General features: G+C 59.4%; 16 protein-coding genes (1 of these 16 cut by a window edge). 7 read left to right on the plus strand and 9 right to left on the minus strand.

All coding sequences use genetic code 11. The features are described from left to right. Positions 1–110, minus strand: partial view of a tyrosine--tRNA ligase gene (gene tyrS / locus ACQUQU_RS14725; RefSeq protein ID WP_430460456.1) — the start only. 1,189 nt of this gene lie to the left of the window's left edge; the window shows 110 of its 1,299 coding nt (coding positions 1–110); its start codon is at positions 108–110; its stop codon lies off the left edge, out of view. A gap of 191 nt (positions 111–301) precedes the next feature. On the opposite strand from tyrS, the gene ACQUQU_RS14730 reads away from it, so the two are divergent. Continuing rightward, on the plus strand, positions 302–1,546 hold the full coding sequence (locus ACQUQU_RS14730) for a peptidoglycan DD-metalloendopeptidase family protein (protein WP_430460457.1): 1,245 nt from the start codon (positions 302–304) through the stop codon (positions 1,544–1,546). Further along, positions 1,543–2,625, plus strand: coding sequence for an anhydro-N-acetylmuramic acid kinase (locus ACQUQU_RS14735; RefSeq protein WP_430460458.1), 1,083 nt, complete (start codon positions 1,543–1,545; stop codon positions 2,623–2,625). Before ACQUQU_RS14730 ends, ACQUQU_RS14735 begins: the two co-directional genes overlap by 4 nt. 2 nt (positions 2,626–2,627) lie before the next feature. Here the strand turns inward: ACQUQU_RS14735 and ACQUQU_RS14740 are convergent, their stop codons facing one another. From ACQUQU_RS14740 to argC, 6 genes are all read right to left on the minus strand, one after another. Beyond that, complete coding sequence (locus tag ACQUQU_RS14740; protein ID WP_430460459.1) at positions 2,628–3,251, minus strand: FecR family protein; 624 nt, start codon at positions 3,249–3,251, stop codon at positions 2,628–2,630. 74 nt (positions 3,252–3,325) lie between these two features. Next, positions 3,326–3,823 carry a DsrE family protein gene (locus tag ACQUQU_RS14745; RefSeq protein WP_430460460.1) on the minus strand — a complete coding sequence of 166 codons (498 nt, stop codon included), beginning with the start codon at positions 3,821–3,823 and terminating at the stop codon, positions 3,326–3,328. Between the two features lie 16 nt (positions 3,824–3,839). Continuing rightward, positions 3,840–4,187: an iron-sulfur cluster insertion protein ErpA gene (erpA, locus tag ACQUQU_RS14750; RefSeq protein WP_430460461.1), complete on the minus strand. Its 348-nt coding sequence runs from the start codon at positions 4,185–4,187 to the stop codon at positions 3,840–3,842. Positions 4,188–4,238: 51 nt separating this feature from the next. Beyond that, the gene (locus ACQUQU_RS14755; protein ID WP_430460462.1) at positions 4,239–4,664 is read right to left on the minus strand and encodes a bactofilin family protein; all 426 of its coding nucleotides are present in this window, start codon (positions 4,662–4,664) and stop codon (positions 4,239–4,241) included. Beyond that, positions 4,664–5,407: a DUF6776 family protein gene (locus ACQUQU_RS14760; protein WP_430460463.1), complete on the minus strand. Its 744-nt coding sequence runs from the start codon at positions 5,405–5,407 to the stop codon at positions 4,664–4,666. The genes ACQUQU_RS14755 and ACQUQU_RS14760 overlap by 1 nt, the downstream gene beginning before the upstream one ends. A gap of 46 nt (positions 5,408–5,453) precedes the next feature. Then, positions 5,454–6,488: an N-acetyl-gamma-glutamyl-phosphate reductase gene (gene argC / locus ACQUQU_RS14765; protein WP_430463046.1), complete on the minus strand. Its 1,035-nt coding sequence runs from the start codon at positions 6,486–6,488 to the stop codon at positions 5,454–5,456. Between the two features lie 137 nt (positions 6,489–6,625). On the opposite strand from argC, the gene ACQUQU_RS14770 reads away from it, so the two are divergent. From ACQUQU_RS14770 to ACQUQU_RS14790, 5 genes are read left to right on the plus strand one after another with little or no spacing between them, the layout of a single operon-like run. Continuing rightward, positions 6,626–8,386: a chloride channel protein gene (locus tag ACQUQU_RS14770; protein ID WP_430460464.1), complete on the plus strand. Its 1,761-nt coding sequence runs from the start codon at positions 6,626–6,628 to the stop codon at positions 8,384–8,386. Next, complete coding sequence (gene hemJ / locus ACQUQU_RS14775) at positions 8,386–8,811, plus strand: protoporphyrinogen oxidase HemJ (protein ID WP_430460465.1); 426 nt, start codon at positions 8,386–8,388, stop codon at positions 8,809–8,811. The genes ACQUQU_RS14770 and hemJ overlap by 1 nt, the downstream gene beginning before the upstream one ends. A 16-nt stretch (positions 8,812–8,827) precedes the next feature. Continuing rightward, the gene (gene hemL, locus ACQUQU_RS14780; protein WP_430460466.1) at positions 8,828–10,123 is read left to right on the plus strand and encodes a glutamate-1-semialdehyde 2,1-aminomutase; all 1,296 of its coding nucleotides are present in this window, start codon (positions 8,828–8,830) and stop codon (positions 10,121–10,123) included. Further along, a complete protein-coding gene (locus ACQUQU_RS14785; RefSeq protein ID WP_430460467.1) occupies positions 10,123–10,659 on the plus strand; it encodes a hypothetical protein in 537 nt (178 codons plus the stop codon). The genes hemL and ACQUQU_RS14785 overlap by 1 nt, the downstream gene beginning before the upstream one ends. Before the next feature lie 60 nt (positions 10,660–10,719). Beyond that, a complete protein-coding gene (locus ACQUQU_RS14790; protein WP_430460468.1) occupies positions 10,720–12,216 on the plus strand; it encodes a methyl-accepting chemotaxis protein in 1,497 nt (498 codons plus the stop codon). Between the two features lie 23 nt (positions 12,217–12,239). Here the strand turns inward: ACQUQU_RS14790 and ACQUQU_RS14795 are convergent, their stop codons facing one another. Next, complete coding sequence (locus ACQUQU_RS14795) at positions 12,240–12,710, minus strand: tetratricopeptide repeat protein (protein WP_430460469.1); 471 nt, start codon at positions 12,708–12,710, stop codon at positions 12,240–12,242. After that, complete coding sequence (gene mrcB, locus ACQUQU_RS14800) at positions 12,689–15,004, minus strand: penicillin-binding protein 1B (RefSeq protein ID WP_430460470.1); 2,316 nt, start codon at positions 15,002–15,004, stop codon at positions 12,689–12,691. Before mrcB ends, ACQUQU_RS14795 begins: the two co-directional genes overlap by 22 nt. Between the last annotated feature and the right edge of the window lie 267 nt (positions 15,005–15,271).

Genomic DNA, 15,271 nt, shown 5'->3' on the forward strand with positions numbered 1-15,271 from the left:
CAATAAAGAGAACGGGAACCAGTTTCCAAATGTTCTGTCAGTTCCACATCCGCCGTCGCCTGATTAACCAGACCGCGTGCTTTCAGGTCATCTAATAATGCAGCTGTCATTGTGAGCACTCTGATTCTGTCGGTTTTGAAAGGTTGGTGAACATACCTGATCAATGTGCAAAATCAAGTTCACTGGGTAAAATGCCCGCGAATTGTTTACACTTGTGAAGCAATCATTACCCCAATAAATATAGGACTCGTCAGACACCATGGCCTTGTCGGGACGCCTGCAGTATTTCCCTGTCACCCATATGGCGGGAGCCCTAATCACTCTGTTCGCTTTGCTGTCGATTGCACTCTGGCCTTCTTCATCTGACAAAGCTCTTCAACAGACGACCTTCACCATCGCCGTGCCGGAGACCGAACCTGAGGTTCCACCCGAGCCGGAGCTGAACTGGGAAGAAACCAGCGTTAAAGCTGGCGACAGTCTGTCATCGCTGTTCAGCCGCAATAACCTGAGCGCCGTCGACGTCATTGCGCTGGCGTCGGTTGCGCCCAAAGGTTCTCTGCAACTGAAACCAGGGCAGACCCTGCACTGGGTGCGCTCCGCAGACAACCACGTACAGAACTTCCAGATCGAACTGTCGCCACTGGCGCGCCACAGCTTTGAGCGCAATGCCGAAGGTGCCATGAAGTACCACCTGGAAGAACGTCACGCCGATTACCGTCCACGCTACGCCAGTGCAGTCATTAACAACTCCTTGTTTGTTGATGGCACGCAGGCCGGTGTGCCGGAACAGGTACTGATCGAGCTGGCCGGCATCTTTGGCTGGGACATCGACTTCGCCCTCGACATCCGCGAAGGTGACAGCTTCAGCCTGATCTACGACGAGGTGTATCTCGACGGCGACAAAATCGGCAACGGCAATATCCTGATTGCCCGCTTCAATAATCAGGGGCGTGAGCTGACCGCCGTGCGCTACGAATATAAGAACGGCGACGCCAGCTACTACACCCCGGACGGCCAGAGCATGCGCAAGGAATTCCTGCGCAACCCGATCGACTTCGCCCGCATCAGTTCGCGCTTCAACCTGAGCCGCAAGCACCCGGTGCTGAACACCATCCGTGCCCATAAAGGTACCGACTACGCCGCCGCCGTCGGCACGCCGATCAAGGCCGCCGGAGATGGCAAAATCATTTTCGCCGGACGTAAAGGCGGCTATGGCAACTGTGTGATTATTCAGCACGGCTCCCGCTACCAGACGCTGTACGCCCATATGAGCAAGTTCGGCAAAAACGCCCGCACCGGCCGCGCCGTGAAACAGGGTCAGATCATTGGCTACGTCGGCAGCACAGGCCTCGCAACCGGCCCGCATCTGCATTACGAATTCCGCGTCGATGGCGTGCACCGCGATTCACTACGCGTGAAGCTGCCGAAAGCCGAAGCCGTGCCAGACAGTGAAAAGGCCAGCTTCCGCGAAAAGTCGGACAGTATGCTGAGCTGGCTGAACAGCTTCGCCGACGGCGAAGGCAACCGGGTAGGTTCTTTCCAATGAGTCTGTATATCGGCCTGATGTCAGGCACCAGTGCCGATGGTATGGACGCCGCCCTGATCGACGTGAGTCAGGGCATCCGTCTGCTGGACGCCCTGTGCGTTCCTTACGATGAAACCTTCCGCCAGCAGCTGCGCGAAGGCGCCGTGGCGCGTGATGCACGAGTGCGCGACATCGCCCTGCTCGACCGCCGCATTGCCGAGTGTTCCGTGGAAGCGGTGCAATTACTGCTGAAGCGCAACAGTCTGCAGAGCAGCGCCATCACCGCCATCGGCTCGCACGGTCATACCCTGCGCCACAAGAGTCAGCCCGACGGTTTCAGCTGGCAGATTGGTGATCCGTCGTGGATTGCCGAGCACACCGGCATTACCTGCATTGCCGACTTCCGCCGCCGCGACGTAGCCGCCGGCGGTCACGGTGCGCCTCTGGTGCCGGCGTTTCATAAGCATACGCTGGCCTGCCAGACACCGCGCATGGTGCTGAACATCGGCGGTATCGCCAATCTGACGGTTCTGCCGTATGGCGAGCGCACCCTGACAGGCTTCGATACCGGCCCGGGTAACGCGCTGATGGATGAGTGGTGCCAGAACTATCTGCATTGCAGCTGCGATAAAGGCGGCCACCTGGCAGCACTGGGCGAAATCCGCGAAGACCTGCTGGATGAATGGCTCGATCATCCGTACTTCCGTCAGGACATCCCAAAAAGCACAGGCCGTGAACTGTTTAATCTGGCGCAGTACGGCGACCTGTCGCAGGAGCATCCGGAAGACATGCTCGCCACTTTTACCGAGCTGACGGTGCAGAGCATCGTCCGGGCGGTGCGGCGTTATGGTCATGAACAGGGTGAACTGCTGGTGTGTGGCGGCGGCGTGCACAACGATCATTTGCTGAAACGTCTGCGTCAGAGCCTGCCTCAGCACGAGATTAAAAGTACCGCCACGGCGGGTGTTGATCCTGACTGGCTGGAAGCGATGGCGTTCGCCTGGCTGGCGTGGCGCACGCATCAGGGCCTGAGCGGCAATGCGCCGGAGGTCACCGGCGCCATTGGTGAACGCATTCTCGGCGGGATATTCCCCGCCTGATATCAGGGCTTGGCGTCGAGCGTGATGCTCTGCACAGCGCGCTGCAGTTTTTCGTCACCCCATTTCACCGGTTTGCCCGGCTTTTCCCCATCCGCCACGGTCACACCCAGCCCAGGTTGCAGAATGTCGGTTTTGCCGAAGGCGTTGCTGATTTCCAGCCGGTGCTTACCATCCAGCAGAATCACATCCAGCGCATCGGCGTCGAGATAACCACCCCAGAAATCCGTGCCCCGCACCCCGATACTGGCCGATGGCGTCGCCACGGTCAGTTGCGGATCCGGCTGATCGGTAATCAGACCGGTGACAAAGCGGAACACCCCTTCGACCATGGTCAGCTCGGCGTGATTGGCCTGACTGCCTTCGGCAAACTGCCAGTCGGTAAACTCCATGGTGGTGTTGGCGCCTAAGGTAATAACACTGCCGTCGTTCATGCGCGCGACTAACCGGGCACGCTCACCCGTCATCACCCGGCTGCCCTCGGCAATGGTGTCACCACGACCCAGCTTTACCGCATCGTCACCTTTGTACCAGCGCACAGGCCCCTGCGACGCACTGATGATACCAATGCCACCGGCCCAGCTCAGGGACGTCATGAACAGACAAAGAGAGAGAAGAAGTGTTTTCACGAAGGCCTCCCGCCAACAGAGTGATCAACACACTCTATAGTAGCGGCGGGAGGAGAGGTAGACCGGAAAGAAACTCAGAAACTGGCGTAGCCGGCCTGCTGCAGGCGCTGAATTTCAGCAGCACCGTCATCCACGGGCTGCAGGAACGACGGCAGGTCAGCGGCCTGCAGACCGCTCTTACCCAGCCACTGCTGACAAACTTTCAGATCCACGACGTTGAATGCATCCAGACGTGCGGCCAGATCCACCAGCGCTTTGTTCTCACGGTAATGCGTGCGCGCGAACAGGCCGATCTCGTCGCCGTAGAGGACAACCGCCACCGGTTCGCCACGCTGATAGTTGGATTGTCCGGCCAGTGCGTCTGCGCGGCTCAGAAAATCCCGCAACTCCTGCTCGGTGTGCAGCATCAGCACCGCCTGATAACGGCTGCCGGCCACGGCTTCCTGCACCACAGCCGCAGGCGTTTCCATCACCTGTGCGGGTTGTGCGTCGGTTACCGGCTCCTGCAACGGAGTCAGATCCGCCCACGCCGGGATTGTCAGGGCAGCAGCCAGCAGAGCCAGTAAACGCATAGTTCGTTCCGTGAAATCAGACAGAGAAAGAAGAACCACAGCCACAGGTGGAGGAAGCGCCCGGGTTATTCACTACAAAGCGTGAGCCTTCGAGGCCTTCTTTGTAGTCGAGTACGGAGCCCACCAGATAGGAGTAGCTGAGGGAGTCGATCAGCACGCGCACGCCATCCTGTTCAATCAGGCTGTCGTCTTCGGCGCGCTCATCGTCGAAGGTAAAACCGTACTGGAAACCGGAGCAACCGCCTCCGGTCACAAAGACCCTGAGGCAGAGCTCATCATCGGCTTCATCCAGTAACAACTCACGGATCTTGGCCTCAGCGGCGGCGGTGAGTTCAATAGGGCTGGCTTGCTGAACGGCGTTCATACGCTTTCCGGAATAAAACAGTTGGGTGAATTATCCGGTTATCCGACAATTTCAGTCAACTTTAGCGTCAGGTACGTCCACTTTTACTTCCGGCTCGGCCTTTTTACGGACGTCGCCTTTGGTCTGGTGATGCAGCTTACCGTTCACTTCTGCACCCAGCACCATTTCCATGGCCTGATAGTAAACGTCGCCGTTCACCTGTGCTTTCTTCGCCAGCTCAATGTATTCGCCGGCGTGCACATCACCGACCACACGGCCGTTGATGATCACGTTCGGTGCGGTGATCTGACCTTCAACCTGACCTTTGTCGCTGATGCGTACCACGGCACCGCTGCCGGCTTCCGCCACCAGATTGCCTTTGATCACACCATCAACATGCAGGCCACCGGTGAATTTCACGTCGCCAACGATCTCGGTTTTGGAGGAGATCAGTGTGTCGTAATGGGTGCCTGCACCCTTGTCTTTACTGCTAAACATCAGGAAGCCTCTCCTATGGGCCAGTCGATTGTCTGCTCAACGCGCTGAGCCTTGTCACCGGTAGACTGCAGTACCACCTGCACCTGAGCAGGGGTAAAGCCTTCCGGTAACTGAATTTCACCCGCCACTTCCTGGAAGTAGCGGAAACGGAATTTCACTCCGAGGTCCGACACGCTGGCGTCCATGTCGCGCAGCGGCAACATGATTTTTTCGCCGTTCTGGCGACCAACAAAGTTGACCGCCGCCAGACCTGAAATGAACGAGCTGTTGTCCGCCACCTGCGTCATCATGATGGAGTAGCGGAAGCGGGCCGGAGCCGACAGCTGCTGGATATCGATCTTGCTGATGCGCAGACCTTTATCGTCGCCACTGGGCGCCATGATGCCCTTGTAGAAAGCCACGTCCTCTTCCAGAGAAGCGATCTGAGCTTTCAGTTCTTTAACCGTCTGACGGATACCCTCGGTGGCCTTACGGTCCACTTCACCGCCTTTTTCCAGCACACCCACGCGCTGAGTCAGATTACTGATTGTGCGGTCGGCATCCTGCAGGGCAATCTGCAGAGAATTGCGCTCGCTGGTCAGCGCACTGATGCTGGCCATGCTGTCGTAGACGCCACCGAAGTAGCCGCCAACGCCCACCGCCACAATAAACAGAATCAGGTATACATTACGGCGAAAACGTTCCCAGGGGCGATACTGACGAATGATCAGACGCTCTTGTTGGCTACCTTTTACTACCGCCATTACTGCAATCCTTGTTCTGAAGTGAGTTCCGCCTCAGGGCCGGCTGTTATGGCAACAGCGCGACCTGTTTCAGTCCTGTGTTTTCTTCCAGCCCGAACATGATGTTCATGTTCTGCACAGCCTGCCCGGAGGCACCTTTTACCAGATTGTCGATGACCGACAGAACAATGACCTGTCCGGTCTGCGCATGGTAATGAACCGCCAGACGACAGACGTTGCTGCCTTTCACACTGCGGGTAGCCGGATGGCTGCCTGCTGGCATCACGTCGACGAACGGCTCATTGGCATAACGCTCTTCGTACAGCGCCTGCAGTTTTTCCTGAGTGAGACCAGGCGCCGTGGCGTAGAGTGTAGAATGAATTCCACGGATCATCGGGGTCAGGTGCGGCACAAAGGTAAGATTGACCTCTTTTCCAGCGGCGCGTTTCAGACCCTGACGAATTTCCGGTAAATGACGGTGACCTTTCACCGCATAGGCCATCATGGATTCGCTGGCTTCGCACAGCAGAGAGCCGACGCTGGCGCCACGACCGGCACCGGACACACCGGATTTACAGTCGGCAATCAGCATCTGATCGGCCAGCAGATTGTTTTCCAGCAGCGGCAGGAAACCCAGCTGCACCGAGGTCGGGTAACAACCCGGCACCGCAATCAGGCGCGATTCTTTAATCTGGGCGCGGTTCACTTCCGGCAGACCATAAATGGCCTGCGGCAGAATACCGACGGCGCCGTGTGGCTTGCCGTACCATTTTTCCCATTCCACCGCGTCCTGCAGACGGAAGTCGGCCGACAGGTCGATGACACGGGCACCGGTGTTGAGGATTTCTTCGGCCATGGCATGGGCAACGCCGTGCGGAGTGGCAAAGAACACCACGTCACACTCACCCAGGGTGGCAACGTCCGGCACACTGAATTTCAGGTCGGTATGACCGCGCAGATTGGGGAACATGTCGTCCACGCGCACGCCGTCTTCGCTGCGCGAGGTAATGACTTTCAGCTCCACATCCGGATGGTTAACCAGGATTCTGAGCAGTTCCACACCGGTGTATCCGGTGCCACCTACGATACCGACTTTAATCACACTGAACCTCATTGTGAAAAACCGCCCCATCATTAAGGGCAGCGTTAAATGAAAGACGGGTATAATACAGCTCAAACGCCCGATGACACCATGCCGCCCTGCCGATAACGGCGGCCGGATAAGGATACCGGTCCACTGTGAAGTTTCTGCGCCAGCACTGGCTCAACCTGATTTCGTTGTCCGATAACCAGATCGGTCTGGCGCTGCTGGCCTTGCTGGCCGGTATTGCCACGGCACTGGTCATCACCCTGTTCCGGCTGGCGATCGAAATTCCGCTGGTGCTGACACTGCCTATGGAGTCGTCCGAACATTACGAACAGCTGACACAGTGGACCCGCCTTGCCCTGCTGTTCGGCGGCAGTCTGGTACTGATCGTGACCTTTCACCTGCTGCGCCCGGAACGCCGCGGTGTCGGCGTTGCCCATGTGATGCAACGCATGGAGCTGCATCAGGGGTATCTGCCGCTGCCGAATCTGGTGCTGCAATGGTGGGCTGCCGCCGTGGCTATTCTCAGCGGTCACAGCGTGGGCCGTGAAGGCCCGGCCATTCATATGGGCGCCGGCACCGCCAGTCAGATCGGTCAGCGCGTGGGACTGGCCCATCACCGTTTGCGTATTCTGGCCGGCGCCGGCGTCGCCAGCGCGATCGCCGCCTCGTTCAATACGCCCATGGCCGGGGTCATCTTCGCCATGGAAGTGGTACTGCTCGAATACAGCATCCGCGGCTTTATTCCCATCATTCTGGCGTCGGTGGCCGGTGCCATCGTCAGCGAAGCCATCTTCGGCGCCGAAACCGCCTTTGCCGTACCCGGCGTCGACATGCATTCGCTGGCGGAAATACCGTACGTGCTGGCGCTGGCGGTGGGCGCCGGTCTGGTGGCTGCCGCCTACATTCATCTGGTGCGCTTTTTCCAGCGCATGAACAGTCTGCCGATCTGGCTGAAATGGGGTTCGCTGACCGCCGCCACCGCGTTGCTCAGCCTGTTTCTGCCGCAGATCATGGGCATCGGCTACGACACCGTAAACGACACGCTGGCCGGCAACGTGGTGATGACCACCCTGTTTCTGCTGCTGGCCGGCAAACTGCTGCTGTCGTCCTGGGCGGCGGGCGTTGCCTTTCCGGCCGGCCTGATCGGCCCGACCCTGTTTATCGGCGCCGCACTCGGCGGTCTGATGGGGCAGTTGTCGGCGTATGTGTTTCCTGAGTACCCGGTTTCCATCGGTTTTTACGCCGTGCTCGGCATGGGCGCCTTAATGGGTGCCGTGCTGCGCGCTCCGCTGGCGGCGCTCGTGGCGCTGCTGGAGCTGACCGCCAACCCCAACATCATCATGCCCGGCATGCTGACCATCGTGATCGCCAGTCTGGTGGTGAGCGAAGTGTTCCGTCTGCCATCGGTATTTGAAGTACAGCTCGGCGGCGGTCATAACTACCAACTGCCCGACCCAGTGCAACAGATGCTGCGCAACACCTGGGTGGCCGAAGTCATGACCCAATCGGTGGTGGTCAGCAACCGCTATGTGTCACCCGAAGCCGCGGGCTTTATGTTGCAACGCGAACCGGAATGGCTGTTGCTGGAAGACGATAAAGTCATTCTGCCACCAGCCGCCGTGGCCGAGGCGCTGGCCCTGCGTCGTGAGCAGCAGGAAGAGCTGACCGACGAACAGAAGGCAGCTCAGCCGGACAGCAGCGACCTCGACCTGATTGCCATTCCCGCCGACCGCCAACAGGTGGCGATGATTTCGCTCAAGGCCAACCTGCAGGACGCCTTAGACCTGATGCAGCAGCATCACATACAATGGCTGGCCGTTTATCGCGACGATCAGTTCCGCCGCTGCGTGGGGCTGGTGTCGCAGACCCGGATCGAACACTTTTACCGCTATCAACCTAGGGGCCGCTGATGCTTTGGGTAAAAGCCTTTCATATCGTTGCCGTGGTGACCTGGTTCGCCGCCATTTTTTATCTGCCGCGTCTGTTTGTGTATCACGCTGCCGCCGAAGATACGGTATCGCGCGAGCGTTTTAAGATCATGGAGCGCAAGCTGTACCGCGGCATCATGACGCCATCTATGGTGGTGGTGATCGCGCTGGGCGTCTGGCTGATCAGTTTTAACCCGGATTACTATCTGGTGCAGACCCACTGGCTGCACGCCAAGCTGACACTGGTCGCGCTGCTGGTTGCTTACCATTTTTATTGCGGACACCTGCTGAAGGTATTCCGCGACGACAACAACCAGCGCAGCCATGTGTTCTACCGCTGGTTTAATGAAATTCCTGTCTTCCTGCTGATCGCCATCGTCATTCTGGTGGTCGTGCGTCCGTTTTAATTAAGCGAGAAAATCTATGAGTTATTCCATTGCCCAGTCCGAAGCCCTGTTTGCCGCCGCCCAGAAGCACATTCCCGGTGGTGTGAATTCGCCGGTGCGCGCATTTAAAGGCGTTGGCGGCACCCCGATTTTCTTCGACCACGCCAAAGGCGCGTATGTGTTCGACGCCGACGACAACCGCTACATCGACTACGTTGGCAGCTGGGGCCCGATGATTCTCGGCCATTCCGCCGATGAGATTCTGGACGCCGTTAAAGCGCGCATGGACAAAGGCCTGAGCTTCGGCGCGCCGACCCATATCGAAATCGAAATGGCAGAAGAAGTGTGCAAGCTGATTCCGTCCATGGACATGGTGCGCATGGTGAACTCCGGCACCGAAGCCACCATGAGTGCCATCCGTCTGGCGCGCGGTTTTACCGGCCGTGACAAGCTGGTGAAATTCGAAGGCTGCTATCACGGTCACGCCGACTCTCTGCTGGTGAAAGCCGGCTCCGGCATGCTGACCTTAGGTGTGCCGACCTCTCCGGGCGTACCGGCTGCCGTTGCGGAAAACACCATCACCCTCGACTACAACAACCTCGACAGCGTGAAAGAATGCTTCGCCAAAATGGGCGATGAAATTGCCTGTGTGATCATCGAGCCGGTGGCCGGCAACATGAACTGCATTCCGCCGAGTAAATCTTTCCTGCAGGGTCTGCGTGAGCTGTGCACCGTGCACGGCATCGTGCTGATTTTCGACGAAGTCATGTCCGGCTTCCGCGCGGCACTGGGCGGTGCGCAGGCCTACTACGGCATCACCCCGGATATGACCACGCTGGGTAAAGTGATCGGCGGCGGTCTGCCGGTCGGTGCTTTCGGCGGCAAGCGCGAAATCATGGAATACCTGGCACCGCTGGGCCCTGTGTATCAGGCCGGTACCCTGTCCGGTAACCCACTGGCCATGGCTGCGGGTCTGGCGATGCTGAAAGCCATTCAAAAGCCGGGCTTCTACGAGCAACTGAACGCCCGCGTGCAGCTACTGCTGAACGGCCTGCAGGCGGCTGCGGATGCGCACGGCATTCCGTTTACCCACAACAGCGCCGGTTCCATGTTCGGTATTTTCTTCACTGAGCTGGATAAGGTGAACACCTACCGCGACGTGACCGACCACTGCGATACTCAACGCTTCAACACCTTCTTCCACGGTATGCTGAAAGAAGGCGTGTATCTGGCACCATCGGCGTTTGAAGCCGGCTTTATGTCCATCGCTCACAGCGAGCAGGACATTCTGGATACCATCACCGCCGCTGACCGTGTGATGGCCACCCTGTAATGGCGCTGATTGGCTCGATCGCGCTGCTGATCATGAGCAGCCTGCTGCTGTGGGCGAGCCGCCCCGGCGGTGGCTGGTCGGGCAGCAGCAGCGCGCGTTTTGCTGCCGGCCTTATTCTGCTGGTGCATGCGCTGTTCAGCCTGATCGATACCGGCCTGCCATGGAGCATCCGTCTGCTGCCGCAGCAACTCAGCCTGTATGCGGCGCTGCCGCTGCTGGCCTGTACCTTGTTAGCCGCACAGCTGAACTACCACTGGTCGCGCCTGATCTGGGGGCGCGTGTTACTGGCGCTGTGTGTGGTGTTTGAACTGATGCGCCGCGCCGGTGAGCTGCCGTTATTGCTGTGGGTTACTTTGGGCGTGGCGCTGCTCAGCGCGCTGCTGGCCATTCCCCGCAACAGCCGCTTGGCTGTGCCCGCCGCTGCCAGCTGGGGTTTGCTGATGCTGTGGTATCAGCAGACTGGCTTCGCCCAGCAAGACCTGAATCTGTGGCTGGCGGCATCAATAGTTCCGATTGTTTTTCTGCGTACGAAATAAAGAGCCTGATTCTGTTCACTACACTTAATAACTGTGTGGTTAATTACAACAGGCTCAACAATGACGACCATCCGTTATCAGTTTTACCGTCAGGCTGACCGCTTCTTTTTAGGGGTGGTCTCGGCCCTGTTCGCCGTTTCCCTGCTGCTCGCCGGCTGGTACGACACCTGGACGGAAGCCTTTATGATCGGCTTACCGGCGGTGCTGGTGCCGTTCGCGGTCAGTCGTCTGTCGCCGGCCAGCCGTCTTTCGCGCATGGCCTATGGCGCCTCGCTGATGGTGTTTTCCGCCTTACACATCCATCAGGCCCACGGGCTGCTGGAAATGCACTTCAGTATTTTCGTCTCGCTGGCCTTACTCCTGTATTACCGCGACACATTGCCGATCATCACCGCCGCGGCGGTGATCGCGGTGCATCACCTGCTGTTTAACTACCTGCAGGAAAGCGGTTCGCCGGTGTGGGTATTTGAGGCGCGCACCGGCATCAACATCGTGCTGCTGCACGCGGTGTTTGTGGTAATTGAGTCCGGCGCCCTGATTTATCTGGCGCGCAAAAGCTGGGCTGAATTTCTGCAGAACGCCGAGCTGATCAAGATCGGCCAGCACATCTCGCGCGAGGGCCCGGTCGACCTGACTTTCCGCATTGAACAACCCGAAGGCGAGTTCACCGAATCTTTTAACAACTTCTTTGTGCTGATGGATAACCTCGTCAGTCAGGCGAACTCGCTGTCGCGCCAGATAGGCGAAGTGGGGGAATCTTTCGCCCGCTCCACTCAGCAGATGAGCGAGGGCGCCCAGCGCCAGCATTCCGAAACCGACCTGATCGCCGCCGCAACTCAGGAACTGACAGCGTCGATGCACCACATTCACGAGCATTCGCACGAAGCCGCCGAAGCCGCCAAAGCCGCCGACGCTGTAGGTAAAGCCAGCGAGCGTACCATCGCCAGCGCACGCGACAACATCGGCACCCTGAGCAGCAGCATCGAGCGCGCCAATACCGTGATTCAGAATCTGGATACCGAGAGCAACAACATCGGCTCGGTGCTGGCCGTGATTCAGGGCATTGCCGAGCAGACCAACCTGCTGGCGCTGAACGCCGCCATCGAAGCCGCCCGGGCCGGTGATCAGGGCCGCGGCTTTGCCGTGGTGGCCGACGAAGTGCGCACGCTGGCGTCGCGCACGCACCAGAGCACCGAAGAAATTCAGCGCATGATCGAACGCCTGCAGAAGGGTTCAGCCGAAGCGGTGCACGCGATGGAAAGCAGCAAACAGGGGGTGGGTACCAGCGTTGAGCAGATCACAGCCACGGTGGATAACCTGCTGAACATGAAAAATGCGGTGGGCAATATCAACCGCATGAATCAGCAGATTGTGAAGTCGGTGGACGAGCAGAACAAAGCGATCAACGAGGTGAACAGCAATCTGGCGGTGATCCGCGACATCAGCGAGGCCACCTCGTCTCAGGCCAGCGATTCAGCGCGCAACTCCGAGCATCTGGTCGCCATGGCCAGCGACCTGCGCGGTCTGCTGACGCGCTTTAAAGTGGGTAAACAGTAAGTCTTAAACCCGCGGCTGAACCTTCAGCCGCGGGCGGCCTGCCGGCGCAGACTGTCGGCCTCAATTACCCGCCCCTGCGCATCCAGCGCTTCAGCCAGCAGCAACTGCAGCCGGCGGGTTAATTCATGATCGCCCTGCGCAAACACCAGTCCCCGCTGCAGCAGCTGTTCCGCCTGACGGGCGTCGCCGGTCTGCATCGCCACCCAGGCAGCGCGGTAAAACACGGCGGGATTACGCGGCTGAATCTGGCGGGCCTGATCGAGGTAGGTCATGGCCCGGCGCCATTGCTGCTCCTGTCGCGCACTTTCAGCCTTGGCGAACAACGCTGCCACCGCCGGGTGGTTACTGCCATCCGTGAACGACGTCATCATGCCGTCCTGCCATTGTGGCAGATCATCGGCCTGCGCCTGCATCTGTTCCGGTCCCTGCGGCACAGTGGAACAACCCGCCAGCGTTAACACCGCCAGCAGACTCAGAACAACCAGTTGAACCACGAACGCTTCTCCTCAGTTTTTTCGGGGGCTGCCGTCTGGCAGGCCGGTGTATCCGCCGGCAGGCGGGCACGGATAAAAGGATACAGATTGCCACGGCATCCGCTGCCGACCCGTTCACCGCGTTCGTTCACAGCGACCATTGCCAGCGCAGTGGCCGGCGCCAGCGGCTCGCTGCCGGCGCTGCGGAAGGTTTCCAGCCAGATGGGTAAGGCTGCACTGGAGCCGGCAAACGGCATGGGCTGGTTGTCGTCGCGACCGACCCAGACCACACCCAGATGACGGTTATCAAATCCCGCCAGCCAGGCGTCGCGCTGATCGTCACTGGTGCCGGTTTTGGCCGCCAGCGGACCTTCCAGTTCTTCGGTTAAACGGCGCGCGGTGCCACGCTCAGCCACCTGTTCCAGACCATAACGCAGCCACTGCATCATGGCCGGGTCCACCGCCTGTTCACCGCTCAGGGCATAGGACGACAGAGTTTGCCCCTGCGCCGTGGTCACCGCTTCAATGGTGCGCAGCGGCATCACAAACCCCTGCGACGCTATGGTCTGATACAGGCCGGCAACCTCAAACGGCGACAGCGAAATCGCCCCCAGCAGCATCGACGGATACGGCGGAATATCCGCCGTCAGCCCCAGCTGGCGGAACGTATCGGCGACCTTGCCCAGCCCTATGGTCATGCCCAGCCGGGCCGTTGCCTGATTCAGTGAACCGGCCAGTGCGTCGGCCATCGGCACCACGCCGTGGGATTTATGATCGTAGTTCTGCGGCTGCCACAACTGACCGCCGGGGCCGGACACCGACACCGGCTTATCATCAATGGGCGTGCCCCAGTGATAACGGCCACTTTCCAGTGCGGTGAGATACACCACCGGCTTGGCCAGCGAGCCAATCGCGCGTTTGGCCGCTAAGGCGCGGTTAAAGCCAAAGAATTCCGGCTGACGCGAGCCCAGCAGTGCGCGCACTTCGCCGCCATCGACACTGGTGATGACAGCGGCGGTTTCCAGTTTGCCTTTCAGCGCCGCGCTGCGCCGCTCGAGGCGGTCGAGCTGTTCACGGGCAGCGTCTTCCACCGCGTGCTGCATCCACGGATCTAAGGTGGTGAAAATATGCAGGCCTTCGCTCTGCAGGTCTTCGAGGCGGTAATCGCGCTGCAACTGCGCCCGCGCCAGTTCGAGGAAAGCCGGGTATTCGCGCTGACCGGCGCGGTTGGAATCGGCGGTGTACAGCGGCTTACCCTGTGCAACGATGCGCTGGGCGTCGGAGATGATGTTGTTGTCAGCCATCAGACCCAGAATCAGATCGCGGCGCTCTTTCGCGCGCTCCGGATTGCGGCGCGGATTATAGAAAGAAGCACCTTTCACCAGTCCTACCAGTGTCGCGATTTCGCCGTTATCCAGCTCGTTCACCGACTTGCCGAAATAGAAGCGCGCGGCCAGTCCGAAGCCGTGAATGGATCGACGCCCGGCCTGCCCCAGATACACCTCGTTCAGATAGGCCTGCAGGATTTCTTCTTTGCTGTAATGCACTTCCAGTAACAGCGACATCAGGGCTTCCTGCGCTTTGCGCACCAGCGTCCGCTCACTGCTTAAAAAGAAGTTCTTCACCAGCTGCTGGGTGAGTGTCGAGCCCCCCTGCACGAAACCGCCGGCACGTACGTTGGCCAGCATGGCGCGGGCAATGCCACGGAAGGAAATACCCCAGTGATCGAAGAAGGCTTTGTCTTCGGTCACCACCAGAGCGGCGACCAGCGCCGGTGGCACATCGGTGAGCTTCACCAGTTCGCGGTCTTCGTTGTGGGCCGGGAAAATGCCGCCGATGTACTGCGGCTCCAGCCGGATCAGGGCCAGATCGGCTCCGCCTTCTTCCAGATCAGTTACCCGCCCGTCGCGGATGCGCACGCGGATGCGGCGGGCCGGTTCGGCGCCATCCCAGAACGGAAATGCCCGTCGGTAAATCCACCAGTCTTCGCCATCCTGCGCATAGCCACCGGCACGCGGGGCGCCGGCTATGGGTTTGTAATCTGACCAGCCGAGTTCGGCCTTAAGCTGCACCGGACTGAGCAATTGCCCCGGATACAGCATCAGCGGCCGGGCGAATACCTTTGCCGGCAGCGTCCATTTATTGCCATCAAAGCGCTCCCGCACCTGGGCATCCAGATACACCAGCCAGACCGCAAACGCGGCCATGCCGACCAGCGCGAAGCGCAGCAGCCAGGTCAGCCAGAGACGGGGCGGTTTGGCGGGGGCTTTTGCCGGTTTTCTGCGGGAACCAGTCCCGGCTTTTTTGGTGGCCATCGGGGATTCACAACTCAAAGGAGGCGGCATGATAACAGCGGCGCCGGACGCAAACGAACCGCGGACGATAACAGACAAAGACGACATTTGAACGTCACAGGCGGCATAAGTCTTTCTGCTGAGTTATAAAGCCCGCCTCCGGTTCCCGGGCAAACGGCTGAATTGCCTGAAAAAATCCCTCACGGGTGCAGTCGGCATGCGGCGTGGGTCGCAATTTTCCAGCCCCGGGAAGCGGTGCGCATCAATTAAAGCCATTAATCGTGACAA

Origin of the sequence: Thalassolituus sp. LLYu03, assembly GCF_050507655.1 — a bacterium.
Classification (GTDB): Bacteria; Pseudomonadota; Gammaproteobacteria; order Pseudomonadales; family Oceanobacteraceae; genus Venatoribacter.

Excerpts from the sequence above, each read along its gene's own strand:
- ACQUQU_RS14730 (WP_430460457.1), top strand. The coding sequence starts at position 302 with ATGGCGGGAGCCCTAATCACTCTGTTCGCTTTGCTGTCGATTGCACTC.
- ACQUQU_RS14735 (WP_430460458.1), top strand. The coding sequence starts at position 1,543 with ATGAGTCTGTATATCGGCCTGATGTCAGGCACCAGTGCCGATGGTATG.
- ACQUQU_RS14745 (WP_430460460.1), bottom strand. The coding sequence starts at position 3,823 with ATGCGTTTACTGGCTCTGCTGGCTGCTGCCCTGACAATCCCGGCGTGG.
- erpA (WP_430460461.1), bottom strand. The coding sequence starts at position 4,187 with ATGAACGCCGTTCAGCAAGCCAGCCCTATTGAACTCACCGCCGCCGCT.
- ACQUQU_RS14755 (WP_430460462.1), bottom strand. The coding sequence starts at position 4,664 with ATGTTTAGCAGTAAAGACAAGGGTGCAGGCACCCATTACGACACACTG.
- ACQUQU_RS14760 (WP_430460463.1), bottom strand. The coding sequence starts at position 5,407 with ATGGCGGTAGTAAAAGGTAGCCAACAAGAGCGTCTGATCATTCGTCAG.
- hemJ (WP_430460465.1), top strand. The coding sequence starts at position 8,386 with ATGCTTTGGGTAAAAGCCTTTCATATCGTTGCCGTGGTGACCTGGTTC.
- hemL (WP_430460466.1), top strand. The coding sequence starts at position 8,828 with ATGAGTTATTCCATTGCCCAGTCCGAAGCCCTGTTTGCCGCCGCCCAG.
- ACQUQU_RS14785 (WP_430460467.1), top strand. The coding sequence starts at position 10,123 with ATGGCGCTGATTGGCTCGATCGCGCTGCTGATCATGAGCAGCCTGCTG.
- ACQUQU_RS14790 (WP_430460468.1), top strand. The coding sequence starts at position 10,720 with ATGACGACCATCCGTTATCAGTTTTACCGTCAGGCTGACCGCTTCTTT.
- mrcB (WP_430460470.1), bottom strand. The coding sequence starts at position 15,004 with ATGGCCACCAAAAAAGCCGGGACTGGTTCCCGCAGAAAACCGGCAAAA.